The organism is Termitidicoccus mucosus (assembly GCF_038725785.1).
Classification (GTDB): Bacteria; Verrucomicrobiota; Verrucomicrobiia; order Opitutales; family Opitutaceae; genus Termitidicoccus; species Termitidicoccus mucosus.
Genome location: NZ_CP109796.1, coordinates 4,344,355 through 4,370,698, shown reverse-complemented (window position 1 = coordinate 4,370,698; position 26,344 = coordinate 4,344,355). Strand labels below are relative to the sequence as shown.

At 57.3% G+C, this 26,344-nt stretch carries 25 protein-coding genes; 13 read left to right on the top strand and 12 right to left on the bottom strand.

What is annotated here, in order from left to right; all coding sequences use genetic code 11:
* The first annotated feature begins 3 nt into the window (after positions 1-3).
* The 7 genes from OH491_RS15295 to OH491_RS15265 all read left to right on the top strand — a co-directional run bounded on the left by OH491_RS15295 (position 4) and on the right by OH491_RS15265 (position 5,019).
* On the top strand, positions 4-705 hold the full coding sequence (locus OH491_RS15295) for a hypothetical protein (RefSeq protein WP_084442745.1): 702 nt from the start codon (positions 4-6) through the stop codon (positions 703-705).
* A complete protein-coding gene (locus OH491_RS15290) occupies positions 678-1,562 on the top strand; it encodes a hypothetical protein (protein ID WP_145929140.1) in 885 nt (294 codons plus the stop codon). The genes OH491_RS15295 and OH491_RS15290 overlap by 28 nt, the downstream gene beginning before the upstream one ends.
* Before the next feature lie 25 nt (positions 1,563-1,587).
* Positions 1,588-2,685, top strand: a complete 1,098-nt coding sequence (locus OH491_RS15285) for a TrbI/VirB10 family protein (RefSeq protein WP_068773191.1) — start codon at positions 1,588-1,590, stop codon at positions 2,683-2,685.
* Between the two features lie 22 nt (positions 2,686-2,707).
* A complete protein-coding gene (locus tag OH491_RS15280) occupies positions 2,708-3,250 on the top strand; it encodes a hypothetical protein (protein WP_342750554.1) in 543 nt (180 codons plus the stop codon).
* The gene (locus tag OH491_RS15275; protein WP_068773189.1) at positions 3,251-3,583 is read left to right on the top strand and encodes a hypothetical protein; all 333 of its coding nucleotides are present in this window, start codon (positions 3,251-3,253) and stop codon (positions 3,581-3,583) included. It begins immediately after the preceding gene.
* A gap of 125 nt (positions 3,584-3,708) precedes the next feature.
* Positions 3,709-4,101 (top strand): hypothetical protein, encoded by a 393-nt coding sequence (locus OH491_RS15270; protein WP_145929138.1) that lies wholly within the window; start codon positions 3,709-3,711, stop codon positions 4,099-4,101.
* A gap of 117 nt (positions 4,102-4,218) precedes the next feature.
* The gene (locus OH491_RS15265; RefSeq protein WP_068773187.1) at positions 4,219-5,019 is read left to right on the top strand and encodes a hypothetical protein; all 801 of its coding nucleotides are present in this window, start codon (positions 4,219-4,221) and stop codon (positions 5,017-5,019) included.
* A 230-nt stretch (positions 5,020-5,249) separates the two neighbouring features.
* Here the strand turns inward: OH491_RS15265 and OH491_RS15260 are convergent, their stop codons facing one another.
* From OH491_RS15260 to OH491_RS15230, 7 genes are all read right to left on the bottom strand, one after another.
* Positions 5,250-6,056: a LamG domain-containing protein gene (locus OH491_RS15260; protein WP_342750553.1), complete on the bottom strand. Its 807-nt coding sequence runs from the start codon at positions 6,054-6,056 to the stop codon at positions 5,250-5,252.
* A 38-nt stretch (positions 6,057-6,094) separates the two neighbouring features.
* Entirely contained in the window at positions 6,095-8,515 is a 2,421-nt protein-coding gene (locus tag OH491_RS15255; RefSeq protein WP_342750552.1) for a hypothetical protein, read from the bottom strand.
* Positions 8,516-8,518: 3 nt separating this feature from the next.
* Positions 8,519-9,433, bottom strand: a complete 915-nt coding sequence (locus tag OH491_RS15250; protein ID WP_145929136.1) for a hypothetical protein — start codon at positions 9,431-9,433, stop codon at positions 8,519-8,521.
* Positions 9,430-10,671, bottom strand: coding sequence for an O-antigen ligase family protein (locus OH491_RS15245; protein WP_342750551.1), 1,242 nt, complete (start codon positions 10,669-10,671; stop codon positions 9,430-9,432). The genes OH491_RS15250 and OH491_RS15245 overlap by 4 nt, the downstream gene beginning before the upstream one ends.
* A gap of 202 nt (positions 10,672-10,873) precedes the next feature.
* On the bottom strand, positions 10,874-11,410 hold the full coding sequence (locus OH491_RS15240) for a hypothetical protein (protein ID WP_342750550.1): 537 nt from the start codon (positions 11,408-11,410) through the stop codon (positions 10,874-10,876).
* A 17-nt stretch (positions 11,411-11,427) separates the two neighbouring features.
* Positions 11,428-12,333: a hypothetical protein gene (locus OH491_RS15235; RefSeq protein ID WP_342750549.1), complete on the bottom strand. Its 906-nt coding sequence runs from the start codon at positions 12,331-12,333 to the stop codon at positions 11,428-11,430.
* A 17-nt stretch (positions 12,334-12,350) separates the two neighbouring features.
* Positions 12,351-13,985, bottom strand: coding sequence for a TonB family protein (locus tag OH491_RS15230; protein WP_084442743.1), 1,635 nt, complete (start codon positions 13,983-13,985; stop codon positions 12,351-12,353).
* Positions 13,986-14,007: 22 nt separating this feature from the next.
* On the opposite strand from OH491_RS15230, the gene OH491_RS15225 reads away from it, so the two are divergent.
* On the top strand, positions 14,008-14,529 hold the full coding sequence (locus OH491_RS15225; RefSeq protein ID WP_334319762.1) for a transposase: 522 nt from the start codon (positions 14,008-14,010) through the stop codon (positions 14,527-14,529).
* Between the two features lie 183 nt (positions 14,530-14,712).
* A complete protein-coding gene (locus OH491_RS15220) occupies positions 14,713-14,991 on the top strand; it encodes a hypothetical protein (RefSeq protein ID WP_334319761.1) in 279 nt (92 codons plus the stop codon).
* Between the two features lie 20 nt (positions 14,992-15,011).
* Here OH491_RS15220 and OH491_RS15215 read toward each other — a convergent pair whose 3' ends face one another.
* From OH491_RS15215 to mobF, 4 genes are all read right to left on the bottom strand, one after another.
* Positions 15,012-15,776: an AAA family ATPase gene (locus OH491_RS15215; protein WP_342750548.1), complete on the bottom strand. Its 765-nt coding sequence runs from the start codon at positions 15,774-15,776 to the stop codon at positions 15,012-15,014.
* A 147-nt stretch (positions 15,777-15,923) separates the two neighbouring features.
* Positions 15,924-17,408, bottom strand: coding sequence for a type IV secretory system conjugative DNA transfer family protein (locus OH491_RS15210; RefSeq protein ID WP_342750547.1), 1,485 nt, complete (start codon positions 17,406-17,408; stop codon positions 15,924-15,926).
* A 114-nt stretch (positions 17,409-17,522) separates the two neighbouring features.
* Positions 17,523-17,957, bottom strand: coding sequence for a hypothetical protein (locus tag OH491_RS15205; RefSeq protein ID WP_068773178.1), 435 nt, complete (start codon positions 17,955-17,957; stop codon positions 17,523-17,525).
* On the bottom strand, positions 17,954-20,776 hold the full coding sequence (gene mobF, locus OH491_RS15200) for a MobF family relaxase (RefSeq protein WP_068773177.1): 2,823 nt from the start codon (positions 20,774-20,776) through the stop codon (positions 17,954-17,956). The genes OH491_RS15205 and mobF overlap by 4 nt, the downstream gene beginning before the upstream one ends.
* A 746-nt stretch (positions 20,777-21,522) precedes the next feature.
* Between mobF and OH491_RS15195 the strand changes: the two genes are divergently transcribed.
* From OH491_RS15195 to OH491_RS15180, 4 genes are all read left to right on the top strand, one after another.
* Complete coding sequence (locus OH491_RS15195) at positions 21,523-21,870, top strand: hypothetical protein (RefSeq protein ID WP_068773176.1); 348 nt, start codon at positions 21,523-21,525, stop codon at positions 21,868-21,870.
* 389 nt (positions 21,871-22,259) lie between these two features.
* Positions 22,260-22,712 carry a JAB domain-containing protein gene (locus tag OH491_RS15190; RefSeq protein WP_068773175.1) on the top strand — a complete coding sequence of 151 codons (453 nt, stop codon included), beginning with the start codon at positions 22,260-22,262 and terminating at the stop codon, positions 22,710-22,712.
* A gap of 390 nt (positions 22,713-23,102) precedes the next feature.
* A complete protein-coding gene (locus OH491_RS15185; protein ID WP_068773174.1) occupies positions 23,103-23,591 on the top strand; it encodes a hypothetical protein in 489 nt (162 codons plus the stop codon).
* Positions 23,588-24,412 carry an N-6 DNA methylase gene (locus OH491_RS15180; protein WP_068773173.1) on the top strand — a complete coding sequence of 275 codons (825 nt, stop codon included), beginning with the start codon at positions 23,588-23,590 and terminating at the stop codon, positions 24,410-24,412. The genes OH491_RS15185 and OH491_RS15180 overlap by 4 nt, the downstream gene beginning before the upstream one ends.
* A 986-nt stretch (positions 24,413-25,398) precedes the next feature.
* Here the strand turns inward: OH491_RS15180 and OH491_RS15175 are convergent.
* A complete protein-coding gene (locus tag OH491_RS15175) occupies positions 25,399-26,226 on the bottom strand; it encodes a tetratricopeptide repeat protein (RefSeq protein WP_068773172.1) in 828 nt (275 codons plus the stop codon).
* Between the last annotated feature and the right edge of the window lie 118 nt (positions 26,227-26,344).

The window sequence follows — 26,344 nt, the reverse complement described above, 5'->3', positions numbered from 1 at the left end:
AAAATGAGCCCGTCAAATATACAAAATGAAAACGCGGAGACCGGCGACCCGCGCGGGACGGCGGTTGATAATGCGCGCGCGGCACCGCCACGGAAACCGGCACCGGCGCGGGCATTTTCACCGGCGCGTTTGTTCGCCGACCACGCCTTTGCCGCGCGCATGTGGGCGCTGGTCGCGTGCGGAGCGCTCGCGCTCGCCGTGCTGCAACCCTACCTCATCATCGGCGCGTATCGCACGCGCGAGCGCGTCGTGATTCTCGACGGCGCGGGGACGTTTTCGGTTTCGCCACTGTTGGGTTTCGAGGAGGCGAAGACGCTTCATGAAACCATATCACTATGGGCCGCGCTCGCGCTTTTGCAGCGCAACCCGAAGAACTTTGATTTTCCCGATTTGCTGCACCGGCTTTATCTCACCGAGGCGGCGACCAAGGCGCAGAACGAATTGCTCGCCGCAAGGGAGGAATTCGAGGTGAAGCAGATTCACCAAAAGCCGGAAATTTTTAAGCTGGATATCCTGCGCACCCGCGAGGACCAGATCATTATAAAAATCGAAGGCCAGCTTGTGCGCACCGGCGTCTTTGAACGCCAGGCTTTTGCCGAGTCCCCGCGCTTTTCGCTCACGCTCACGCTTGTCCGCAACCCGGACATGCTCGCCAACAAACGCTACCCGCTCGCCGTATGGAATTACGAATTTTTGCAAACCTGACCGCCATGTGCGTCACGCTCCTCGCATTGCTGGTTACGCCGGGATTTGCCGGCGACGCCAATCCTCGCACTCCCGTCGTCAAGCAACTGCCGCTCGATGAGCGCATCGTCTATGAGATTCCGATCTCCACCGACGCGCCGACGACGCTCATGTTTCCCTCCGCGCCGTCCGCACTGGAGGGCGCGAATATCACCAACAACCCCGACGCCCCCGCGCCCGTGCTGCTCTCGCACCTGCCGGGCCGGTATTATTTGAGCGTGCGCGCCCTCACACCCGACGCCCGCGCCACGCTCAACGTCATCCTGCAAAACAAAACGTATATAATCCGCCTCGCCGTCGCTCCGCAACCCTACGGCTCCGTCACTTTCTATGAAGACCGCATCGCCGGACGCAGCGCGGCTCTCGCCAAGCGTGCCACGCCTGAAACGCTTCTCGCATTGCTTGACCGTGCCAAATCCCACCGCCTCATCCGCGAGCAATACCCCGAGGCCGCCTGGCAGGTCGAGCACCGCGCGCCGAATGACAAAACCCAATACCGCGATTTTACCGCGACCGTGGAGGAGGTTTTTCGCTTCGATCCCGAGGATACGCTTGTCTTCAAGCTAAAACTCGAAAACACCGGCGGCACCGAGGTCGTCTATCAACCCCAGGGGCTTGCCGTGCGCATCGGCAACCGCCTCTATCCCGCGTCCATCGCCGACGCCTCCGGCCTGATTCCACCGCACGCCGAGACAACCGCCTACTTCGCCATCACCGGCACGCCCGATGGCGGACGCGCCAACCTCAGCGTGAAAAACTCCTTCAATGTCATCGTGCCTCGCGTCACCCGCGACGCGCATCTCATCGCGCCAAGATAAATCCGCCGTCGCCACGTCTTCCGCCGTGAAACGCATTATAAAATTCATAAAAACCCCGTTTGGCAGCATGACCGCATTGCTGGCGTGTGTTGCCATTGGCGCACTGCTCATCCACGGCGGCGGTAACAACGAACGCCCGATAACCACCGCCACCGCCTTGCCCGCCCCGATGGAGCGCCACACCATCACCCGCGACGGCCAGGAACTCAAAATCCCCGCACCGTCTCGACCGGCAGCACCGGCCCCCGAGCGCACCGAGTCGGGAGAAGAGGCGATTTCGCGTCCGCGCGCCGCCCGCCAGAACAGCGACACCGTGCCCGCCAGCACCAAGGTTCCGGCCATTTTGCCCATCAGTCTTCTCGACAAAAATACAAATGCCACCGCCGGCGCGGATACCTCCGCGCCCTCGCGAAGCTATGCCCCCTATGGACGTCTGATTCCCTGTGAAACCGTCATCACCTTGGAATCCTCCCGGCTCGACACGCCTGTCATCGGACTCGTCACCGAGGATGTCTGGCATGATGGACGCCTCATCATTCCCGCAGGCGCGGAAGTTCACGGACGCGCCGCGACCGACCGCGCCCGCGAGCGCATCGCCGCCTCCGGCCAGTGGATTGTCGTCTGGCGCGACCGCACCACCGACAACGGCATGGAACTCGCCCTCAACGGCATCGCCCTTGACCGCGAGCGCGACGACACAACTGGCGAGTTTGGCCTTCGCGACGGCTCCGCCGGGCTTGCCGGGCAGATCATCAAAACCGACGATTTTCAGGAAATAAAACTCTTCGCCTCGACCTTCCTCGCGGGCATGGCGAGCGGTTTGCAGGACAACGGCTCGCTTGCAGGGGCGGGAGGGGTGGGCATCGCCATCCCGCAGGCCACCGCGAAAAACGCCGCCCTTGCCGGCACCTCCGGCGTGCTCAACGCCTACGCCGCCCAAATCGCAAAACGCATTGAGGAAGACGGCTTTTATGTCCGCGTCCCGGCGGGCAAGCAGTTTTATATTTATGTCACCCAAACCCTCGACAAGGCGAAGGCCGCGCGCGGCAACGGCTCCGCGAGACTCTGGCAAAAAAATGACGCCGAAAATCCCACGGACGCACCGGCGCAGGAGCGGCGCTGATTATTTTTCCACCATGACCACCATGAAAAAACGACAACTCCCAAAACTCCTGCCGGCCCTCGCCATCGCCGCCGCGCTTCTCAGCGGTTGCTCGATGTTTCGCAAAAAACCTCCCGCCCCGCCTGTGCAACCTCAAGTCACCGTCGCCGTGCCGGTCTCCGGCACCGAACTTGACCTCGCGAACATCGAAAAAGTCCGCTTTGGCGACACGCTCAAGGCGTATCCGGTAAACCGCTACGTCGATCCGCGCGACCCGAACATGCTTCACGAGGCGCACCTTGTTTATCGCAAGGAAACCGCCGCCTCGTGGAATCTCTCGCCCCACGCGCCGACCACCGTCCCGCTCGGCCCTGCCATCGCCGTGTCCGACCCCGCCGAAAAGCCGTCCCCTTCCAACGCTGACATCGAGCAGCGCATGAACGCGCAAACCCGCCTCATGGCCGCGCTCACCGAGCAGAACGAAACCCTTGTCGCCGAGGTCGCCCGCCTCCATCGCGAGCTTGCCCGCACCCGCGAGGCACTCGGCAACGCCACGAAATCCAACCCACCCGCAACAGCACCATAAATGAATACAACAGAACCACCGCCCGATCTCCCGCCGGCAAATCCCGATGCCGCGACTCCGTCCGCCCCACCTCCCGCCCCGCCCGGCGACCAGCCCGCCGCGCCGCTCGCCATCGGCCCGCACCATCGAAAAAACTTCGAGCAGGCCGAGACCCACCTGCGCAAGACTTATGGCAAGTCGCCGCCCGCCGCTGACCTCATGCGCCTTTGGCTGGCCGGCGCGCCCCCCTGGGAAATCACCCGCGCCTTCGAGGAGTCCGTCCTGAATATTTCCGGCAGCGACCTCGTTCCCGACGACAACGGCCATTACAGCCAGACGCTTCTCGATTTATAAAACCCGGGCACCATCGTCCCGAAAAATATTCCATCTTGGGCGAATCCCGCCCGCACAAGGTCAACCGCCTCTGGCGACCAGCCGCCTTGCTTCACCAATGGCTGGGGGAAAAACATAAAACCATCATGTCACTCAAACAAGCCATCGCAGCGCGAAAAGCGAAGCAGGAAGAGACCGTCCGCACCAACCCGGAGGTTGACGCCAAGGTCACCAAGTTCATCGCAGACAATCCAAAACTCTACGATTATTACAACGAAATGACCAAGGAGCAGCTTATCCGAAAGCTCATGCTCGGCAAAATGCAGCGCAACGAATACACCCAGCAGCGCGACCAGGAAATCATCCAATGGGTCAATGAAAACCCCGAGGTCAAGGCCAAGGTCGAGGAACGCATCAAAAACGTCCCTGCCGAAAACCGCCAGCGCGCCTTCGTGCGCGTCGCCAAGGACGAGGCCATGCGCCAGACCATGCGGCAGGGACAAGGACAGCCGCCCCCCGCCCAAGGCATCGGAGTATGAAAGCAATTACAAATTACGAATGTCAAATTACGAATTGAAACCCGTGGCGCGCGAAGGCGCGGCTTGGGAGAAATTCGTCATTCGTAATTTGTAATTCGTAATTATCCATCCCCCGCCATGCCCTCCGGCTCCGCGTTTGCCGACGCCATCCTGTCGCTGTCGGCGGATTCCAACGATTCGACTTGCGTCGCGCTTTTTATGCAATTGTTGCGCGAGTCGCCCGGCTTGCGCCGCTGGCTCGCCACGGCATTCCTTGAGCCGCGCACGCGGTCGCGCCTCGCGCAATATCTTTCCCAAAAAGCCCGTCCGCCGCGTCATGCGACGCACGGGCGACATCTGCTCGCATGGCTCGCGTATTCCGGCCATGCGTTCGAAACCGACATCGCCAGACTTGCGCGCTCACGCGCACCGGCTTCCGCCGCGCCCTACGGCGGGCTCACGCGCGGGCAGGTCGCCGGACTCATCCGACGCTGCCAATCGGGCGGCGAGGGCGATGTTGCGCTCGCCTCGTTCCTGCTGGCCCGCGCATGGCGGCAGGCTCCCGCAGACGCGCCGCCGAACGCCTCGCTTTTGGTGATGAGCAGCTTATTTTTGCAGGCGGTCTTTGCCGGCGATGCCCCATCGGTGCCGCTCATTCGCCATCTCACCAAGGCCATGGAGTTTTTCCACGGGCACCCGCGCGGCTCCATCACCCGCGCGCACTACGGCCATGCCAGTTGGTGGAAACTTTCTGTGCTGCATTACATGCTCAACCATCCCAGGCCGCGCTACCACACACGGGATTTTATAAAACATCTGGATGCGCAAAAAATCACCGTCGATGCGAAAGACCTGCGCCGTTTCTGCAAAAAACACCGCATCGCCCGCGATACGCGCCCCGGCAGGCCGGCATCAATGAAACACATCGCCGCTTGGTAAAACGCGGCGCGGACCGGGCCATAGTCGGCCTTGAACCTGCTAGGATACGCGCATATGCCAAAACGCATTGAAAAAGATTCGTCTGGGTTTGCTCGGTGGAGCGAACAGATAACGCGCAGCGGCCCGCAGGCCGCGACACGCACAGCGGAGAGGGGAAAGAGGCGTGTGGGGATGGGGTTAAAGAAAGTCGGCGGACTGGCGGATGATGTTACGAAAAACGCGGAGGAGAACTATAAACCATACATGGTCCTCAATTGATCATTGGACAGTGTTTTTACGCCTTTGGCTTCAAGATATATGACTTTTATTTGTTCATTTGATAATACATTATCAAATATTTTTATATTGTCGAGATAGCCCTTGAATGCTCCCGACTTAGTGCCGGAACGCCCTATTTGAAGTGTCTGCTCGGCAGTCCCCATTCGTTGAGGAGTCTTGGAGACACCGATTGGCTTGGGTGGAATATTTTCCGTTCCTATATACCAGGTGGCTCCCTTGGCTTCGTGCCATGTGACCGCAAAGAATTGCCATGTATTGACTCTCGAAAAAGCTTGGGCGAAACAACTATAGGTCGAAAGAGTGTTTCCTGGGCCAATAACAAGTGACAAGCGATTGTTGGAATTCGCCTTAATAAGCCATCCGTCTGTTTTTCCACTGGAACCCGTGGAACATCTAAGAATAAACGCCCCGATATCAAGGGGCTCAATGGGTTTAATCCAACCTGTAACTGTAAGTGCGGAGTGCCCGGTGAGCCCTTCGTTTTTTGAAGTGACGGCAAACGCATTTGGTATAGTTCCCATCTCCGACTTGGTAAGATCGAGCGCACATCCTATCCCGAAAGGCCCTTCCCCTTCTTTTGTAACCCGCGCGTTCCCTCCCATTGTTGCATCAAATTTCTGCTGAAGCATGCCCTGATTTGGAATTTTTGTTCCGGAAATATCAAAAGTATATTCCACGAGCGGATCAGGAGACTGGGCATAACATATTAACGAAATGCCGTGAATTATTAATGTGGCTGCTATCTTATTGATTTTCATATTAAACGAATGAGATATGATGATTATGAGATCTAACACTATTCGGAAATGACTTCTATCAAATCAGGAGATTCTAAATCGCCCTCTCCCCAAACCGCGCACTTAAACCAGCCGTCTCGCAATAAGTTCAACGTGCCAAATCTGGACACCGATAAATTATGTCCGCCAATCAAAACGATCTTTCGGCTGTTGTTATCAGGTGCCGGCACAACTAGCTGAATCGCAAGGCCGCGCCCGTTCCATGTATGAGTGCCCCATCTGATACAATCCTCGGCGATCTCCACACCAAGCCGTTTTTCAAGTTTCTTCCATATTCCATTGGCTGACGCATTCCCAACTAAAACCAAATTCATATTGCTCAAATCTTCGTCCCGTAATTCGTGGTCTTTTGCCACTCTGCATGGACCAAAACATACCTTGGACCATTCTTCTTTTATCTTATCTACGATCTCGTTGATCTGCCTGTTCTCATCGGAGAAACCGGCGGTGCCTTGCACAACAACGAATTGCTCGGTAAGCGCATCCTGCATGTTATTATGCCGCATACGGTGTAGTATCCCACCGCGATCGCCACGGCGCTGTTCAACGGCCCATTGCATCAGCTCATCCCACGCGCCAAGATGTTGGGCTTCGGTCTTAGGTCGTAACTGCAAGTCCACTGGAGCGTCGGCCTGTTTTGCACGTCTTTCGAACGAACGAGATGCATGCAAGTCTCCATGACCCAAGTCACCACCGTCATTTATTATAAAAACATCAGGCGATTTTGAATGCAAAAAGGAAGACACACCGCGTTTTTGCATATACCAATTTCGAAATTCTTTTCGCCTGAGAAATTGCGACATCACCTTCTCGGGCATTGTCTGATCCAATACAAATTCCGGATTCAAGAATGCCAGCCCCGCAAAACGCCCCGGCCAATCCGCAACCGCGTCCATCGCCATCGCGGCCCCACTGCAAGCCCCCATCAACACCACCCTCCGTTCATCATAGTTATAATCTCCTTTCAAGGATTCCAGCACCTCGCCCAGATGGGCGGTTTCGCATAAGTTGCCATCGGGTTGTTTGCGGTATCCAGGCCACAATAAGATCACGCCGTTTTTTTCCGCCAGCGCCGACATTCGATCAGCGAAATCGTAATCTCGAATATAAGGACTATCTATGAAAGGCTGGGCGGCGGACGTGGCCGTGGGAAATAAAACAAGCAATGGCAACTGCTTCCCAGTTTCCGAATAAGTTGATGGCACATAGATTCGGTAACTCTCCAGATTGCCATCAATGCCCGATACAAATCCCCGAAGGTGCAATCCTGGACGATGCTTGAAAGGCTCTTTGCCCGCCTCAATATCCAGCAAAGCCTGCTCTCCGTCCCATAATTCCTGTATAAAACGCCTCTGCCACCCCCTTCCGGTCAGTTTTTTGGGGATGTCTGAATCTCCAAATCTCTTGATGTAATCCTCTCGCGAAATCTGCAATCGTTTCTTGATGATATTCAGATGTGCATAATATTTTTTATGGCTCAGCACTTTGTCTATCTCCTTCACCACATTATCTAGCATCGCAAGCGGATTTCCGATCAAAAATCGCTCATGAAAGGCACCTCCTGAAAGATTAAGTATTACTTCATATAAACCATCCTGCACTCCACCCTGTAGCCACTTCACGCTTTGCTTCTCAATTGCTCCAACTTCCAGGCCACCAAGGGACTGTATCCGGCCTTCCATATCAACCAGAGGAGCGCCGCGGGGGACTATCTGAATGGGTTCTTTGCTTGAAAAGAAAAGGTTCTTTCTCAACAAATACTTCTGGTAAGATAGTTGATCCATCAATGCCGTAGCCAACGCCTCGGACTCTCCTAATGAAAGGTGGATGCGCAGCCCCCAGACAGTGTCCTTTTTTGGCACTTTTACCAGAACAAAATTATCACCCTTGTTCAGGTCAACCTGCAATGCCTCCCCGTAGATGCTCATCTTCCTGTCCGTATCAATATGCAATACATCCTCACCATTTATAATCACTCGCAATGCGCCGGCACTGCCTAATAACATCCAGGCCGTGCGGGGCGTTTCGCATCGGATTATGAATGCCGCATAGGCAACCCTCCTGAGTTTCCTCTCATTGTCATACTCAAAAGTATATTTATATAAATAATCAAAATCGAGAAATTCCGAGTGCCCTTGATAAACCATCTTCCTAGCTCGATCTTCCGGCATTTTTAGCAGGTCTTGCAGAAATGCCTGGCCTGTGCGGACGGTTTCCGACGATCCTATACTTTTCAAGAAATCCACCCCATTGTAATCGCCATCCCCACCTAGATTAAATGCGCCAACTACAAGGCACTCCTTCACATCAACCCCTTCGTCCGCTGGCACCATGACTGGGAGATTCAGTGTGTTTCCATGCCCGGAATTGAAAAAACAAATTGAGCAGACCCAAACAAAAAATACATATTTTCCGTTCATAAGCTATTTGGTCACTATGGATATAATCTTCCCATTCAATGATTCCCATTGTAATGTATCCCATTTCCCAGAATCGCATTTTTTCATCGATACACGATTTCCGTTCCGAGAATACACATATTTTACCCTATTGACACGGGATATGCTGAAAGGTTTCTTATAAAAAGAGTTTCCCCGGCCAAATCCATCGTTCTTCCTCCATTGCACCTCAATGCTTGGACGCCCCCGGCATCTGGCTGAAATAAGAAGCCCATTTTCGTCGTAACGAAATTCCCCGATGGCAATTCCGATATTCTCGTCCACCACCTCAATCAAACGGCCTTCTTCATCCTCAACAAAGCGGTAGTGGCGCTCCGCAGTCCGCAACGAAGCGGGATTGCCTGACAGATTCCATTCCACACTCAAAAGCGACTTCCTCATACCGATAAATTCGCAAATATGATTGCCATTGGCGCGGCACGCCACCTCTTGCGAGGATGGGGGTGTGATTGCGGTCAAACAGCCCTGTGCATACGTCAGAATCCAGCCTTGCTTGGCAATTTCCATCTGGTCTTCTATATTGCCTCTGAGTTGATAACCTTCCGCGAGTCTGTTTTCGGATGCAACAAGCGTTCCTCCGCCCGGATGTTCCCATACCACCTCCCCTTCATCTCGCCGGCACACGCTTGTCTCCAACGGACGCAAGTGCAGCCGACTCCTGCATCGTCCGTAGTCCAACACCTCCAGCCTGTGATCAAGCGCCACCTCAAACGAAATGTCTTCGCCCAAGCCAAGCTCAAGCAGACGAAACCGGAAAACCAAGTCACCGTCCTGATCCATATCGGAAAGGCTCAGGTTTGACCTTGCCTGAAAAGGATTCCCCCATGCCGGGATTATACAGGCAAAGCTTGCCAATACTACCTTGAACAAGGTCCTCATAAATTCAAAAGCCCCCCGATTATCTTGATGTCATCCATGCTTACTATGCCCCCGCATGACGCTGTTTCATGATACACAATGCCATCCCTGCGTATCCGCCAAGGTGCGTCCCGGTCAGTGGAATCAAAACGGGGCAGCCACACCGTCATTGCGGCCCTTTGCGGAGCCTCATAATACACCCCCCGTGGATGCACGATAAGCCATCTTTTCACCCCGGGGATCGCAAGGTGCGGAAGCCATTCAACCGCGTCGCCAAACACAGCGACATCGTAATTGGCAGCGGGTAGGCTGCGGGGCACAGGTTTCCTCGGATCCAAAATAAGAAACTCAGCGTATCTATCATTCGAAAGCAGCAGGGCTCTTAATTTTTGGCCGTGGAGCACTCCCAATTCAGCCCGGTCGGGAAAGACTAGCAACTGCCTGTTTTCAACGCCAGTTGTTCCTTTCGGCAGCCATCGCAATGCGACCATGCCGTCCCGTTCCAGGCGCGCCTCCACGGTATTTGTTCCGGCAGTGAACCCCCACCATACTACCATGCCGAGAAGCATCACAAATGAGCAGATACCCGCTCCCAAAAACACAGACCTCAAACGCATTGATCTCCAATAAGTAAAAAAATAGATTATCAGCATGCATAGATCCATCAGGCTAATTATCCTGATCGCCGCATACACATGCACCGAGCTTGTCAAACCACACACGGCGATTCCCAATAACGACACAGCGGCGCAAGTCGCCATCGGCGAAATGAATTTTGATGCCTTTTGCGTCTCCGTTCCGCCATATCCGGCCAAAACCGGGAACAACACAAGGCTGAAAAAAAACAAACCCAACAGCCAAGTGGCAATTCCATATTCGACTGCGATTTCCAAATAACTGTTAAGCACGCCTGTATAAGAATAGGATCCGTTAAAAGGTTGGAACCACTGGCTGTAAAAATTGCCGCTTTCGCCGTGGCCAATGCCAAAAGGGTTGCAAGAGATGATTTTACTGGCAGCAGACCAAATCTCAATGCGATTGATAACCGACGCATCATTCGAGAACATGATCTCGAAACGTTTATATGCCGACGTCATATAGACAACAACGGCGAGACAGCTTAGACAGCCCAAGCACAACCAAAATATATGACGCCAATACCCAAGACGCGATCGCCTAATCAATATTAGCGAAACGCCCATCATGACGAACCACGCAAGCATCACCCCTCGTGTGCCTGTGAGGCCTATTCCTAACATCGATAAGGCCGATATTACTCCTGTGCAAATATATACATATCTATTTCGCCACAGCAATAAAGGCAATAAAATCCAAATGAATACTGCAACTAAAACCGCACCACATTCGATAGGGGATTCAAAAAAAGCCCGCCAGCGTCCTTGCAAAAACCATAAACTATCGAATAACACCAGAAAGTTTAATTAACATCGAAATTATTCACTACAGTTTATTTTCATTTATATTTTTAGCATTAGTAGCATCAATGAACTTCATGACTTCAGTCCGTGAAACCATATCCAACAACGAATATTTACGCGTAATCAAAACCACAAGGCTGCTCATGAAAACTATCAATATTGATAAAGATACAAAGATTGGATATAATTTTTCCTTAAACGGCGTCATGACATCAAGCATCCTCCCCACTCCGCCAACTAAAAATAATATCGTGGGAACACTCCTAATACAAAAATTCATTTTAGAAAGACCTTCCTTGCCTTGATTCTGAAAGCGCAACCCGAAAACAAGTCCCCAAAAACTCCCATTAAATCTGTACATGCATATGCATAATAATAAAACTAAAAGTAAATGCATTAGATAAAAACATCCAAATCCCAAAAATGTATACGTTTTTAAATCATCTCCCAACCACACTAGTAGGGATCTCTTAAGTATGGCGACATACATCCCCACCGTAATGAGATTTAGGATAAAAGCAATAAATCGTTCACTTATCTTTGCAGATCTCTTAAACATATAGATATTTTTGTATCTCAGAAGGTAGTGTCAAGCCAATTAACGATGTCATCCATAGCTTGGTCAAGGTCATCAGCAAGATCATGCAGGAAACCTGGTCCCTTACTAATCGCCAATTCTGCAGCTCCTGAAATAAATTGCGCGGTACCTAATATTTTATCTAAGGCCTCCCATCCAGTACTGCCATTACTGCTAAACATAGTGTTCAGGCCACCAAAAAATTCATCAACCCCCATGTTATCTAATGTGCCAAGGCCTTCCGCTATGCCATCGAGCGCCCACGCCATTGCATAACCGACATCAGCATAAGCATGCCCAAGCGGATTAAGCAAATCTGTTGTAAAATCCAAACACGCATCTTCAAAAATATCCCATAGCGTATTCCCAATATCACTGAAGATATCGGAAATTGAATCATAGGCAGCACTGCTCAAATCTGCTATTGTGCTCCATATATCATCTGCCGCATATTGGAGCACCTCTCCATATTCACTAGATGAATAATAGGAATTATCAGAATAGGGGTTATAGTAAGGATCGTCAGGATCAGGATCCGTCAGCCAATTCCACCACCCATCATTAAACCAACCGCCGTCGTCGCCACCGTCCCCATAACCATCCCCATTGCCATAGCCATCTCCGTAGCCGTCACCCTCGCCATCCCCATAACCGCTATCCCCCCCCTCCTCACCATAACCGTCTCCGTTACCATATTCATCCCCGTCACCCTCGCCATCGCCGTCGTCGTCATCATCATCGATATCAATGATTGGGAATTCTATTTCACCGTCATCATCCCCATATCCATCATCACCATCAAGCCATTCCCATGCATGGAGATGACAAGGCATCGTAAGTAACAATGCTAGTATCAGATATTTAAATCTGAAAAATACATTAATTATGGGGTTATATGTATTCATGGGTGACAAAATTGAACTCACAGTCCGTTCCTAAAACGAACCGGAACCTTTATCTTAATTGGCGCATACTGCCCATCTTTCATCGCGGGCGTCAGCTTCCACGACTCCACTGCTTTGATTACGGAAGCACTCAATTCTGGATGTGAACTCTTGACCACTTGTATTCCCTGTGGGGTTCCATCTTGCGCGACCACAAATTCCACCACCACATTGCCCTTCACATTCAATGCCGCGAGACTGCTCGGGAACTTGGGGTTGGTCATCTCAATAATTTTTGGTGGCGTGACATTTGGCGGCATGGACTTCCCTCCATCGAAGGCCTCAACCCAATCTTTAAATTCAGCACCAATAGCTGTTTTGAACGCTTCAACAGTATCCGTGCCCCTTTGAATCAATTGCAGCGCATATCGACTGCGCCAATCTTGATCGACTTTTCCCATCTCAAGCCATTGTAGCGCCTGATCAAAATCGGGATTCTTCCCCACCGCATAACTCAAAGCCATCAAGAATGCCCCGTCGGATTTCCCTCCATCAAAAGACTTTTCCGCATATTCACGAATTGCACTCAACGCTGAGGACGACGGACTCCCGCCAAAAATCATTTTTGCCAGCGCATGGGCGGCCTTGCTGTTCCCGGCGTCTGCCGCTTCCGCAAGCAGCTCTGCGGCTTCCTGCCCTTGCGTGGCACTCATAGATTTGTTCTTCATCATCAACAAACCCAGTTCCGCCTTGGCTCGGACCGAGCCGTTCTCAACGGCAAATCGTAGCCATTTCTCAGCCATGCCCATATCTTGCCCAACCGCCACCGTCCCATCTCTATACATGCGGCCTATCGTGTATTGTGCATCAGCATTCCCATTTTTGGCCGCCTCCATCAGCAGATTCAAACCAGCCTGTTCCGAACCCACGGTCCCTGCTAATAAGGAGCCTTTCAAAAACATCGCTTCTGCATTACCGGCCTCAATTGCCAGATCTAAATAAAAATCCGCCTTGGCCGTATCCGTCCTTGTCAACCGTCCTTCGATATAGGTCCGCGCCAAGGCCACATACGCATCAACAAACCCCAAGTCGGCGGCCTTCTGAAAATATCCCACCGCGCTCTTGGGCAAAATTCCCTCCACCCGTTGTGCCAGGGCCATGCAACCCATACGATACCAAGCCTCCGCGCTGCCAAGCTCTGCTGCTTTTTTGTAAAGTTCAAACGCCCGGGCGTAATCAACGGCCTCACCATTGGTCCCGAGTTCCAAGGCACGGGCCTTTCCCAAAAGGCGCTCCCCTTCCGCCTTTTCTTCTGCCGACTGCTTCCCTGGGGTTCGCTTTGCATTTGCCGAGGCCCCCATTGGTGTGCTTGTGGATTTTAACAGATTGCCAGTCCACAGCGGTATTGAACCGCCCGAGCCGGAATTTACAGAATAAGCCAACACACCTGCGCAAAAAATTAACGCGGACCCCATCAAGATGCGCTTATGGCCAAGGCACTCAACAATTTGGCGAGGGGATATTTGGGGCCGCATTAAATAAGAAGTTTGCATAAACGGATGGACGATGCAAGCGAAAATAAAAAAATTACGAAAATTATTGATATCAACACTTGCCGATTGAACTGCTGGCGGCTCAGGCCGGTGGCGATAACCAGCGCAAAGGTCATTCATAAGATGACAGGAGCATGATCTGGTGCCGGGAAGCGGAAAGGTCTCACCCGTCGAAGGCGAGGCTGTTTACCATTGCTTGGCCCGGACGGTGAACGGCGAGCGGTTGCTGGACGACCCCGTGCAGGAAATCCTCCGCCGTCAACTCTGGCAGGCCGCTGACTACTGCGGCCTGCAAATCCTCACCTACGCCATCCTCTCCAACCACTTCCACGTGCTTGTCCGCGTACCGCCCGACTCGCAAATCTCCGACGCCGAATTGCTCCGCCGCTATCGCGTGATGTATCCGAAACCCATCCTCTATCAAGCGGCTAGGTTTGACGTGATCGAGGCCCAACTCAAAACCGGAGGCCCCGAGGCCGATACGTGGCGCAAACGCCAGCACGCGCTCATGGGCGACATCTCGCAGTTCATGAAGCTGGTAAAACAACGTTTCTCCGTCTGGTTCACCGCCGTTATGGCACGCTCTGGTCGGAACGCTTCAAGTCCGTCCTGCTCGAACCCAAAGGCCGCGTGCTCGAAACGATGGCCGCCTACATCGACCTGAATTGCGTGCGCACCGGCCTCGCCGCCGACCCGAAAGACTACCGTTTCTGCGGCTACGCCGAGGCGGTCGCCGACAACAAGCCCGCCCGCGCCGGACTCACGCACATCATCGGCGAGGGCAAACACTGGCCCGCCGTCCAAGCCGCCTATCGCGAGTCGCTTTTTGGCAAAGGCTCCGCACCCAATGAGCACGCCGCCGCCATTCCCTCCGGAGCAATTCGAGCAGGCCCTCAAGAGCAAAACCCGCCTGTCGCTGGCAACCGTATTGAGATGCCGGATACGCTATTTCACCGACGGGGCGGTGCTTGGCGGCAAAGCCTTCGTCGCGCAACACCTCGCGCACTACCGCTGCAAACTCCACCGCCGCGCGCACAGCGCGCCGCGCCCGCTGCCCGCGCTCACCGACTGGGGCGGTGAACTGACCGCCCTGCGCGGCCTGCGCAAACAAGCCTTTGGCCCGTGACACGGCCCCTGCCTTTCTTCCTATCCGGCATCAAGCAGCTTCGCTGTGATTTTGTCCTGCAAGAACCGCTCGACGGCCCCGCGCATGGGGCGCGCGCCGAGCGTCCTGTGAAAACCAGCCCGCAAAATCGTCTCCACGTCATCGGGAGTAACCGTGATCTCATGCCACAGCTTTTGCAGCCGCGCCAATTCGCCCGCGATCATGGCTTCGCAAATCTCCCGCTGCACCGCATAAGGCAACCGTGCAAACACCACCTTTTCCGTCATGCGCCCCACCAGTTCGGGACGCAGTGTTTGATTCACCCGCGCCAATACCGTGCGCTCGATGCTCGCGAATGGCGCGGACTGCATCCGCATGGCCTCCGCCGCGCCGATGTTCGACGTGCACACGATATAAAAACCGGAAAGGTTCTTCCGCTCGCCACTCGCCAGCGTGATGCTCGCGTCATCCAATATCTGCAAAAACAAATCCAATACCAGCGGATGCGCCTTTTCGATTTCATCAAACAAAAGCGTCCCGCCACCGCCGCCCTGCGCGGCATCCGCCTTTGCCAGCGCGCGCCCGAGCAAGCCAATATCGCCGACCTTCTCGCCAATTAGTTTTTCAATCGAAGATTGGGTTTGGTATTCCGACATGTCAAAGCGCAACGGCTTCGCACCGCCGAACAAATACCCCGTGAACGCATTCGTTAGCTCCGTCTTGCCCGTCCCAGTCGGGCCGACAAAAAGAAACGAGCCTTTTGGCCGTCCCGGATGGGAGAGGCCGAGTTCGCCGCGCCGCAGCACCGATTCCACGCACCCGATGACATGCGCCTGCCCCTTGATGTACCCGCGCAGATGCGCGCCGAGGTCGCGAAGTTGTTCGCGACGCTGGCGAAACGAGTCGTCGCCAATGTTTTTACTGGGTCGAAATTCCGTCATGAAAAAATGAGATTAACGGAACCACCCGCACACGCGCCCATCCGCGTCGCGCGGCGGCAGCACCATGCGCCTGAACCCGGCCTCGCAATGCTGCACGACCGCCTGAAACTTCCGCAGCCGCCGGAACTCATGCGGCTCTATATAATACTTTTCCTCCTCGGAATACGACATCGTCCGCTTGCCGGCGGAATACCCATGGGTGCGTTTCCTATACTTTTTCTTCCCCAGCGTATCCGCCGCGATTTTCGCGGATTCCTCGTCGGCGGCCTTGAACATGATGCGGTTCGCCATGTTCGCGATAAAAACCTTCGCCTTTTGCTCGTCGCCAATCGGCGGGATGAGCGACGTGTAACTTTGCGTCGCCGCGACGACCGTCGCCCTGGCCTCGCGCATCACGTCCACGACGTTGTAATCACTCGTGCCGTCATGGTTCGCCGTCACGATCTTTTGCGCCTCGTCGGCCCACAATATCAGCAAATTGTCATTCGCCCACTCCTTCGAGGTCCGGTCGAAGCGCAGCAGCACATGCGAATAGAACACGAGCTTGAGCAGCGTGTGAATATATCGCCGCTCCGTCTTGAAGCGTTGCGGGATGGAAACGCAAATCACCTTGCCCCGGTCGATCTCCGCAAACGAAAGCGACGATTTCTCGGGACAAAACACCTTCGCGATGTCGGGATGCGTAAAATGCTTCAACCGATTGGCGAGCGTGCCGCGCACGCCGCCCAGTTGCTCCTTTGGCTGACTGGCGATCTGCGTCTCGTAATGCTCCATCAATTCGCGCGATTCCGTCGTGTTTTTTTCATCCAGCATCCCGATGACTTCCTTCGTCCATGCGTCCGATGAGAGCATTTCATAGGCGTCGTTGAGCGTGACGGGCAACCCGGCGCAGGCCAGCGCCTGAAACGCAAAGTCCATCTGAATCTCCGCCTGCGTCTTGAAAAACGCCTGGTCGCTGTCCTGCCCGAGCGAGGCGGCGACATCGCAGACATCCTTCGCCTTCGCTGAAAAAGGCAGGCGCGGGTCCTCAAGGTAATTAAACGTGTGCGGCGGTTCCCAATCCGCAGGCGCGCCGTCCGGGCGCACTTGCAGCAAAATCAAATCCTGTTCGCGCCCGAGGTGCCTGAACATCTCTGAAAGCGTCTCCCAATAAAGCCCCTTGTCGTCGATGCAGATGCCGCCCCAGCGCGGGCAATTTTTCGAGACCTGCCAGAGCATGGCATTGATGGCCGAGAGCGTTTTTCCCGAACCCGTTTCGCCTGTCACCAGCCAGCCCCGGCAAAAGTCATTCAACGACCACGAAAACCCGCCCAGTGTCAGAACCGGCTTCGCGCGCGAATGCCCACGCGCCGCCATCACGCCGCACGCCACCTGCCAGACGGCAAACACGCCGAACACCGCCGACATCGCCAGCACCGCACCCGGCGACATGCCGACCCGACGTGCGAAAAACGCGCAACCGAGACTCACGATGGCAAGAAAGAGATGAAACAACATGGTCATCAATACACCGCCGCGCGCATTCATTGCGCGCAGCCCCGCCACCATGCCTGAAAACGCCTCCGCTTGTCTTGGACATTCCGACCATTTTTGAGGACAAAAAGACCAAAATCACCCCACCTTTACTTCAATCTTCACAATCACAGGGCCGTCCCCGGTGGCGGCGCGGAACTTTTCCGCGACCTCATCGAGTTTGCGCAACCGCGCCGCCTCGATGGCATCGACAAGGCCGGCAAGTCCGCGCCCGTGCAGGATGACTTCATGGCGCAAAAAAACCAAACGCAGGCGTTCGCACCGCCCGGCGTTGCCATCGGCGGAAGAGACATCCGGGTCATGGCTTGCGCCGTGGAAACAAGCCCATGGCAGCAGCCAGCATTGCCCGTTCGTTTTGGTGATTCGCAGGCACGAGGGCGCGTTGGACGGCGCAGCGACCGCGCCGGTTTCACCGGCCCGCGCCGGGGCGGTGGCATCCGCGATGCCGCCGCCATCGGCTTGTGCGTTTCTCGCCGCGCGGCGGCGTTCGATTTCTTCCCGGAGTCTGCTCATAGTCGTATGCCTCTATTTATGGATTGGTCCTGTTGCGGTTGTTGTTGCGGAGGCGGCACCCACTGGCGGACGGACTCGCGCAGGCGTTCATGCGCTTGCAACGACAACTGGTGCTGAAACGCCTCCAAAAGCAACTCTTCGCGGACGGCCTCGACCGTCGCTTCGTCGGGTTTGACGGACAGCGCCAGTTCGCGGTCGGACTCGCGCTCGACGTTCAGCTTCAGCGCTTCCTTGTCGCTGGTGAACACGACGACCTTTTGCCGCGCCCGCGAGATGCCCACATACCACTGGTTGCGGTTCATCGGCGCTTGTTCGCCGTCATGGGCGACGAGCACGGTGTCAACCGTCTTGCCTTGCGAGGCGTAAGAGGTGACCGCGTAGCCGCGCACAAGCATCCGCTGCGACGCAGCGAGCGTTTTGGTGACGCCCGCATCATCACGCACCCGGATGCGCCCGTCCTTCATCACGCGCCGCACCGTGACCAGTTCGCCGTTGCGAATCGCCGCCCCCTCGGCGGATTTTCCGTTGAACTTCATCTGCAAGCGGTCGCCGCGCGCCAGTTCCAATTCATTCGTCCTGGTGACGACAAAGCGGTCCGCGCATTTGTAGCTCACGGTCGTGGCGCGCCCGTCCTTGCGCAGCGTCACGCCGTGCTCACCGGCACCGGCGACCTCGCACCAATCGCCCCGCTTGAAACGTCCGTAGCCGCGAACAAAGAAGACACCCGCATCCAGCGTGTAGAAGCGCGCATCACGCTTTTGCGCCTCACTCAAGTCCGCCGCCTGCCAAGACGCCACCGGCCTGCCCGCGTCCAGCCTGCCGGTCTCGCGCAGACGCGTACGGATGGCGTCATTGGCCGCGTGCACATCGTCCCAAGTCTGCGCGACGGCGAGCACTTTTTCCTTGCGACCCAGCGCCTCGCAATATTCGCGCGCCAGTTCCGTCATGCGCTCGCCGGCATCCAATTCACGAATGCATCCCATCGCATCCAGCTTGTCGAATGAAACCGCCAGCCGGCCCTCCGCCGCCGCTTTCATCGCCGAGCGGTATTTTCGCACAAACGCCTTTTCTTCCCGCGATGCCACCGCCTCCGGGTCTTGGCGGCGAATCGCGCCCAGACGCACCGTCTGCAAACGCGTGTGCTCCTCGATGGAGCGCAGCGCGTCCGAGGCCGCGACCGCGCCCTGCTGCCGCGTGTCGCCCGACAAGATCAGCCTCCCGCCGCAGGCCCGCACCCGCTCGATCAGCGCGCGCATGTCGCGTCCGCCGATCTGCCCGGCCTCATCGACAATCACGACCGCGCCTCGCGGCAGCCGCCCTCCCGCCTCTCCCGCCAGCAGCTTCGCCAAAGTGTCCGCCGAGGCCATGCCGTCGCGACGCAAGTCCGCCGCCTGCTGGTGTTGCGGCGCGAGCACGACCACCGGATGCCCCGCCGCTTCCAATCCTCGCACGACATCCCTCAGCGCGAAAGATTTCCCCGTGCCCGCCGCTCCCTGAAACACCGTGATAAAATCGCGGCTGCGCAAAATGCGCGACACCGCCGTGCGCTGCTCCGCCGACAGCGACGGTGACGGTTGATGCGCCGGATTGAACGCGTCGCGACTCCGCACCCCGTCCTGCGCGGCGAGCACGATGGCCAGTTCGCAGGACAGCGCCTCGCGGTTGGTCAATTTTCGCGACTTCGCATCGAGGATGTAATCGCGCTTCGCCATCTCGTTTTCCAAGTCCTCCAGGGAAAAATTCTGGCCGCGTCCGCGGGCCAGCGCCGCCGACATCAGCTCGTAGTCGCCGACCACCGAGCGGCGCTCAAACAGGTGCGCATCCGCCCACGCGACAAACCCGGGCAGCCCGCATTTTTCTACCACCGACGGCGGCGGCGGCGGCAGGCGCGCCGGCTCCAGTTTTGCCAGCGCCTCATGTTCGGAGGCGGGCATTTCCGAGGCCCAGCGCGGATGCAGTTTTTCCGCGCACAGGCTTCTTATTTTGCGCCGCCGCTTGTCCTGCGCGACCTGCGCGCGCAGCGCCTTTTCGTTGCCAAGCAATCCCTCCTCCGCGATGCGTTTTTTCGTCTCCGCATCAATCTGGTGATGGCGTTTGGAAAAGCGGGCAACCACGCTCTCCGGCACCCCCTGAATCTCAAATCCGGTCGGCGTGTTGACGATCTCGTAACCAAGATTGCGGAGCCCCTTCGCCAACTCATGGTAGTAAAGATTCTCGGCGAACTTTTGGGCGCGATACATGCCCGTCGCGTGCAGCGCCTTCCACTTTTCCTCCGTCCAGTCGTAGGTCGCGTTGAACACCACGCAGTGCGTGTGCAAATGCGGATCGAGTTCGCGACTGGTGTCGTGCCGGAACAACGCGGCGGCGATGCCGCCGGTCACGCGCTCGCCATTTTCGCCGTCCTTGCGCACCCGCGTTTCGGCGAATTTTTCCAGTTCATCGACCATCACACGGACAGCCTTGTCGTGCAGTTCGACAATCCGGGCATCCTGCCAGAGCGCGACCACCGAGACCGACTTCGGTGGCGATACGGTGAAGTCATAAAAGACGCGCCGGTTCGACACCGTGTGTTCGCCTTCCCGACGCGTCGTGTTGCGCCGCATGGTCAGGCATTGTCCGGTTTCCGGATGCTGACCCTCGCACATCGCCAAAAAACTTTTTTCGTCCACGATGCCGTCGAGCCCGAGCATGGACGCGGCGACCCCGCGCCACTCGCCGCGCACCACATGGCCGTCCATGTAGTAGTCGCCCGTCGCCAAGTGCTCGCGAAAATACCCCTCCACATTGGCGAGATTTAATTGCGGCTTGGCCGTCAGCATGGCAGCTCCTCCCTCGCGACGCGCGCGCGAAAAATGCGGACAGGCCGCGCCCACCCGGAACGCACCTGCGTTCTTTGTGAGCACCACGCCTCTCCCCTTGCCTCAGTCGGCAATGATTTTTTCGGGCCTTGCATGACCGCAGCCTACCGGAGGCGCACGAAAAGAAATAGGGGCGGTATCCACATTCCAAATACCCGGATTTTCGGCGACGTGCGCGCGGCGCACGGGCGCGACCGCATGACGCCTGTCCGCACCGCCCGACCTTCACGAAATCGCGCCGCGCCCCTGCGTGCCTTGTGACGCGGCGCGACCTCGTGAGGGGCGGGGACGCACCGGCGCACGGACGGGGAGCCAGAACGTCGGCGGTCGGCGGCGGGACGCTGGTGTTCGCGCGCCGCCGGTGAAGCGGTGCCCTCTTTTTTTGCGCGCCTCCGCCCGCCGCCGTCCATGCTCCCCTGGCGCGGGAAAACACTCCGCATTTTGCTTCGCCGGAAATGCGGACAATGGCCGCGCGGCACGCCACCGGGCACTGAATAGATCTGCCCTGCCTGCTGTCCGCTCAGTGTGCCACACCCGTCAATGTCGTCACGGCTCGACCAGGCTCGCCGTGCTCCACACCGGACGCCTCCGCACCTGCTCCGGCGTCCTTTGACTGGGTGTGCCTTGGGAGCGGCGGAATCAGGCAGTGACCGGGATGACCCGGCAACGACGCCGGGAACGGACTGCGCCTGATTTCATTTCCGAACATGAATCAAAAGGCTCGAATCAAACGCGACCTCGCCAGAACCGAAAGCACCCTGGCCATCGAAAGACTCCGCAAAAGTTACCTCAAGGTTGGCGACACCGTTTACGTCTTCCTCCGCCACACCAGCAGGAGCGGCACGTGCCGATGGATTGACCTTTACACCGTGCGCGAAAACAAGCCGCTGCGCATCACCTGGAGCGCGGCCAAGGCGCTGGCCACCCGATACGATTCGCGACGCGAGGCCATCCGCGTGGAGGGTTGTGGCTTCGATTGCGGCCACTCGCTGGTGCATGACCTCGCATGGCGGCTTTTCGGCAACAGCGACGCCCTTGACCACTGCTGGCTTTGACCGGCATCCGGCGGTGTCCCGCACGGCGCGACGGCGTCCGCCTTCGTCGCGTTTTTATCCGGGCAACCGCGCGCGGGCAATCACGCCGGACGGATGCGAGCCCGTATTTTATATCTGAATACAATCACGAAAGACCGCACCGCGCACCCGCGCGCTCCACCGGCACCCCGCACTGGAACTGCCTGCCGCTGCGTGTTCCGCCATTGTGCCACACCCATCAATGTAGTCGCGGCTCGACCAGGCTCGCCGCGCTCCACACCGGACGCCTGCGCACCTGCTCCGGCGTCCTTTGACTGGGTGTGCCTTCGGAACGGCGTGAATCGGGCAGAGCCGAGACAACTCCGGCACGAGGCCGGGGAACGGACTTCCGCGCGATTCCGCTAAAAAACATGCGTATCTTCGAGGCAAAACTGACCTACTCGCTGGTCTCCCCCGGCGAGGCAATCGCCCTCAACACGCCGGCACTTGTCGTCGCCTACCTCAACTCCGCCTTTGAGCAGAGCCCGCTGCAAGAGGCGTTCTACTGTGTTTATCTTGATCGAAAAAACCATCCATTGGGACGGCACCTCATCTCGCTTGGAACGGCAACCTCCACTCTGACCTCGCCCCGGGAAGTGTTCCGTGGAGCCATCCTCTCGGGGGCGACCGGCGTGTGCCTCAGTCACAATCACCCTAGCGGGGACCCGGCCCCCTCGACTGCGGACATTCGCGTCACCCTTGACCTGAAGGAAGCCGCAAGGATTCTCGATATCGACCTCGTGGACCACGTGATCGTCGGTGATGTCAATGCCGATCCCCTCAAGGTCGGATACTTTTCCTTCCACCAACAGGGACTGCTCTAAAAGCCATTCCAAGGAAGCCTCCATTGCTGGCGTTCCGGCCCCGGCACTCATCCTTCGGGATGGCGTCAATCGCGGTTGCGACCTCACGATGGCGAAATCACTGGCGAACGCCGCGCGGCAATGATGCGACTCCCGCCAGCCCCCGGCGCATCCGCGCGCTCCATCGGCACCCCGCTTAAAACCCTTGCCTGCTGCGTGTTCCGAATTGTGTCACACCCGTCAATGTATTGCTCGCCCTCGCAAGCTCGGGCTGCGCTCCACACCGGACGCCTCTGCACCTGCTCCGGCGTCCTTTGACTGGGTGTGCCCTCGGAACGACGTGAATCGGGCAAGGCCGAGACAACCCGGCATGTCGCCGGAAGCGGACTGCGCCTGATTGCGCCAAATCACATGACAACCGAAACGACCTGCGTGTTGGAAACACTCCACCTGCCCCAAGGCCGCAAGCGCGCTTCCGTCCACCGGGAGCTTCTCCACCACATCGAGGCTGGCGAAACCATGCTCTTCCGCTTTCTGCACGGCTACCTAAATGCCGCGCTGTGGACCTCCCACGACGACAACGAAAAATACTTCGACGCCACCCACTCCATTGAGGACATCGCCACCGCCTCGCTGGTGAGCGCATGGGCGGAATGCTCGCAATTCTGCCGCGAGTGCAAAACCGACCTGTGCCATCTCGACGACGAGCGTAACGGACACAATTTCTGGCTCACGCGCTGCAGTCACGGCAGCGGCTACTTCGACGAGTCTGTGAACGACGAGCTTGCCGAGTTCGCCATGCAGCAACTCACCCGCGCCAGCGAGTCCTTCGGCGAAGTCGATCTCTACATCGGCGACGACCGCAAACTGCACTTTAGCAACGAAAGCCGCGTCGCATGAAAACGAGTCAAACCCCCTGTTTCAGGCCGTTGCTCGAACAACTCATCCGCCGCCACGACGCGCACACGGTGTTCACATCATTCGCATCGTTGGCCGCTTGCGCGCTCGCGCACGGCACCCGCGAGGCCGAATACCTCGAAGAGGTCAAACGCTGGAACAGGGACGAACTGGAAATTTTCAGCCACGCCCTTGCCGCACTGGTCATGGAAATGGAAGCCCAACCTTTCACCGACCTGCTCGGAGGCCACTACATGGACTTGGCCCTCTCCCATAAGGGACAACAATGGAATGGAGAGTTTCATACCCCGCAGAACATCTGCGAAATGATCGCCCAAATGCTTGCCGGTGACTCATCGCTGCCGCCAGAAGGCCCCGTCACGCTCTGCGAACCGGCTTGTGGTGCGGGAGCGATGATTCTGGCCTTTGCCAAGGCGCTCTCACCGGAGAACCGCTGCCGTTTGCGAGTCACCGCCATCGACATCAGCAAGACCGCCTGTGACATGTGCTTCATCAACACCACCCTCTGGGGCATCCCTACGGAGGTTGTCCACGGCAACACCCTCTCGATGAAGTTCTTCGCCTCATGGCGGAACATCCACTGGGTTTTCCGGGGACGTTTGCATCTCTTCGCCGGACTCGCCGCCGGACAAAACCAGACAGACGCGCCGCAAACCGAAAACGGGAACGGAAATGAAACGGTGCTGCCGCTTGCAACCGCTCTCATCGCATCCGCCGCCGGACAACAGGGACAACCGCCCACACCGGAGAAAACCGAGCAAATCAAGGCTGCCTTGGGACAACAGATGTTCGACTTCGCATAAGCCCGATTCGGGAGACACCAAAAAAGAGTGAGAGGGCACCGGCGCAGGCTCACTTTGATGATGTTTCCCTTGCGGGATGGCCGACCTTGCGGATTGGGAATTTCCTCACATCGCGCCCCGTTGCCAAGCATAGTGTCGCGGGCAAGGTCCGCTTCGCTCTCCACCATGCCCGCGGCACCCAATCTGGCAACTATTGGGGCGCGGAGGTTCGCTGGCCGCTGCCAGCACATTGAGAACACAGCAGACGCCTCGTGACCGCGACCCGCGCAGGGCTGGCGTTGCCAGCCCACCGGCTTGCGCGCCTCTTTTTCCAAGCCAGCGTTCCCGCCCTTTTCCGTCCGCCCGTCCATGAAACCCACAGTCGGACACGCCTGCCCGGAATCAAACACCTCTGGCGCGACCAGCGCGGACGCTCCATGCAAAGGATGCGACGCCGCGCCACCCTGCAAACCGACTCGCCTGACGGAATCGAAAAAACACCCGTCGCCGCCATCATGCCGCCACCCGGCGCACGCGCACCAAGGCCGCAAACCACCCGCACCGGGCTGCCAAAACGGCGACATCCGCCTTTCCGCATCGCCGGGAAGCCCCGACCGACGGGAAGGCGACCGCCGGAAAATCCGCGCCTTCGACGTGCAACAACACTTATGGAAACCCCAAAAATACCGGAACAAAAATGGGGCTCGACCAACCGGACGGATTCCCGCATTATTGGCGAATGGGAATTTGTATCCATAATTTGAATACAAATAAGGGGCTCGCCCCGCGCCCAAGTCCCTCCGCAGGGTTGCCAGTTTGTTGCCAAAAATGCTGTTTTTTGCTTCCCATCCCTGCCTCAACCTGCCACACTCTGCCCGTTCTAACTTACTAACCATCAAATAAGTCCGCTATTACTAGCGACTTATTCATGCCCAGCGTGCAGGCAAGATGCCGGCGCTCCCAGTCGCTCACGCGGGCGGCGGCAGCCGCTCCGGTTGTGTTGCTTGCTACGGCGGCGGGATGCTGATCGGCGGCGGAGCGGCGGGAGTGATTTCGAGCTTGGGCGGAGTGATGACAGCCGGGACGGTCGTCGCGGGTTTGGCCGCGGGGACGGCGGCGGGCTGCCTTTTCTTTTCGGCCTCCTCGGCGAGTTGTTTCGTGAGTTCCGCGGCGCGCTTTTCCCCGGCGGCGATGAGGTCGGGGCGCTTGCCTTTGGCCAGAAACTCGCGGAGCCGCTGCTCGCTGGCGACAGCCTCGGGATTTGTTCTGGCCGCGAGGATGAGCCAGGCGAGGCCCTCGGCGTAATCGCGCTTCACGCCGCGTCCGGTGGCGTAGGCGGCTCCGAGGTTGTGCTGCGCCTCGCTCACGCCGGCGGCGGCGAGGCGGTAGTATTTGAGCGAGGCCTCGGGATTTTGCGGCGTGAGCTCGCCGTCGGCGTAGATTTTGCCGAGGCGGAAGGCGGCGCCGGCGTGGCCGCGACCGGCGGCGGTTTCGAGATGGAGGAGGCCGCGGGTGATGTTTTTTTCCACCTGGTCCGCGCCGACGAGATACATCTGGCCGAGCTCGAAGCAGGCCTCGGGGTCGCCGGCATCGGCGGCTTTCTTGAGGGCGTCGAGGCCGGGCCAGCGCCGGTCGTCGCCGCCGGTCGTGGAAATGAGTTTCGGCGCGGAGTCGTCAGCCGAGGAACTGGCGGCGGCGGGCTGGCTTTGCGCGGACTTCTTCTTTTTCGGCGCGGCGCCGAGGGCGAGCGCGAGCCAGGGAAGGACGGCGAGCAGAAGCAGGCGGGCGCACGGATGCGGCCGGAGGCGGTGGAACGGTTTGTTTTTTGCAAACATGAGGTGTCGGCGTGATGACATCGGCCGGGAGGCGCCGCAGCAAGCCGTTCCGTCCCCGGCCCGCGCGGGTCGCTCAACTGAGCGATTTCAGTAACAGCGGGATTTCGATTGTCCCTGC

Excerpts from the sequence above, each read along its gene's own strand:
- OH491_RS15295 (WP_084442745.1), top strand. The coding sequence starts at position 4 with ATGAGCCCGTCAAATATACAAAATGAAAACGCGGAGACCGGCGACCCG.
- OH491_RS15290 (WP_145929140.1), top strand. The coding sequence starts at position 678 with ATGGAATTACGAATTTTTGCAAACCTGACCGCCATGTGCGTCACGCTC.
- OH491_RS15280 (WP_342750554.1), top strand. The coding sequence starts at position 2,708 with ATGAAAAAACGACAACTCCCAAAACTCCTGCCGGCCCTCGCCATCGCC.
- OH491_RS15275 (WP_068773189.1), top strand. The coding sequence starts at position 3,251 with ATGAATACAACAGAACCACCGCCCGATCTCCCGCCGGCAAATCCCGAT.
- OH491_RS15270 (WP_145929138.1), top strand. The coding sequence starts at position 3,709 with ATGTCACTCAAACAAGCCATCGCAGCGCGAAAAGCGAAGCAGGAAGAG.
- OH491_RS15265 (WP_068773187.1), top strand. The coding sequence starts at position 4,219 with ATGCCCTCCGGCTCCGCGTTTGCCGACGCCATCCTGTCGCTGTCGGCG.
- OH491_RS15260 (WP_342750553.1), bottom strand. The coding sequence starts at position 6,056 with ATGAAAATCAATAAGATAGCAGCCACATTAATAATTCACGGCATTTCG.
- OH491_RS15255 (WP_342750552.1), bottom strand. The coding sequence starts at position 8,515 with ATGAACGGAAAATATGTATTTTTTGTTTGGGTCTGCTCAATTTGTTTT.
- OH491_RS15250 (WP_145929136.1), bottom strand. The coding sequence starts at position 9,433 with ATGAGGACCTTGTTCAAGGTAGTATTGGCAAGCTTTGCCTGTATAATC.
- OH491_RS15245 (WP_342750551.1), bottom strand. The coding sequence starts at position 10,671 with ATGTTAGGAATAGGCCTCACAGGCACACGAGGGGTGATGCTTGCGTGG.
- OH491_RS15240 (WP_342750550.1), bottom strand. The coding sequence starts at position 11,410 with ATGTTTAAGAGATCTGCAAAGATAAGTGAACGATTTATTGCTTTTATC.
- OH491_RS15235 (WP_342750549.1), bottom strand. The coding sequence starts at position 12,333 with ATGAATACATATAACCCCATAATTAATGTATTTTTCAGATTTAAATAT.
- OH491_RS15230 (WP_084442743.1), bottom strand. The coding sequence starts at position 13,985 with ATGAATGACCTTTGCGCTGGTTATCGCCACCGGCCTGAGCCGCCAGCA.
- OH491_RS15220 (WP_334319761.1), top strand. The coding sequence starts at position 14,713 with ATGAGCACGCCGCCGCCATTCCCTCCGGAGCAATTCGAGCAGGCCCTC.
- OH491_RS15210 (WP_342750547.1), bottom strand. The coding sequence starts at position 17,408 with ATGTTGTTTCATCTCTTTCTTGCCATCGTGAGTCTCGGTTGCGCGTTT.
- OH491_RS15205 (WP_068773178.1), bottom strand. The coding sequence starts at position 17,957 with ATGAGCAGACTCCGGGAAGAAATCGAACGCCGCCGCGCGGCGAGAAAC.
- mobF (WP_068773177.1), bottom strand. The coding sequence starts at position 20,776 with ATGCTGACGGCCAAGCCGCAATTAAATCTCGCCAATGTGGAGGGGTAT.
- OH491_RS15195 (WP_068773176.1), top strand. The coding sequence starts at position 21,523 with ATGAATCAAAAGGCTCGAATCAAACGCGACCTCGCCAGAACCGAAAGC.
- OH491_RS15190 (WP_068773175.1), top strand. The coding sequence starts at position 22,260 with ATGCGTATCTTCGAGGCAAAACTGACCTACTCGCTGGTCTCCCCCGGC.
- OH491_RS15185 (WP_068773174.1), top strand. The coding sequence starts at position 23,103 with ATGACAACCGAAACGACCTGCGTGTTGGAAACACTCCACCTGCCCCAA.
- OH491_RS15180 (WP_068773173.1), top strand. The coding sequence starts at position 23,588 with ATGAAAACGAGTCAAACCCCCTGTTTCAGGCCGTTGCTCGAACAACTC.
- OH491_RS15175 (WP_068773172.1), bottom strand. The coding sequence starts at position 26,226 with ATGTTTGCAAAAAACAAACCGTTCCACCGCCTCCGGCCGCATCCGTGC.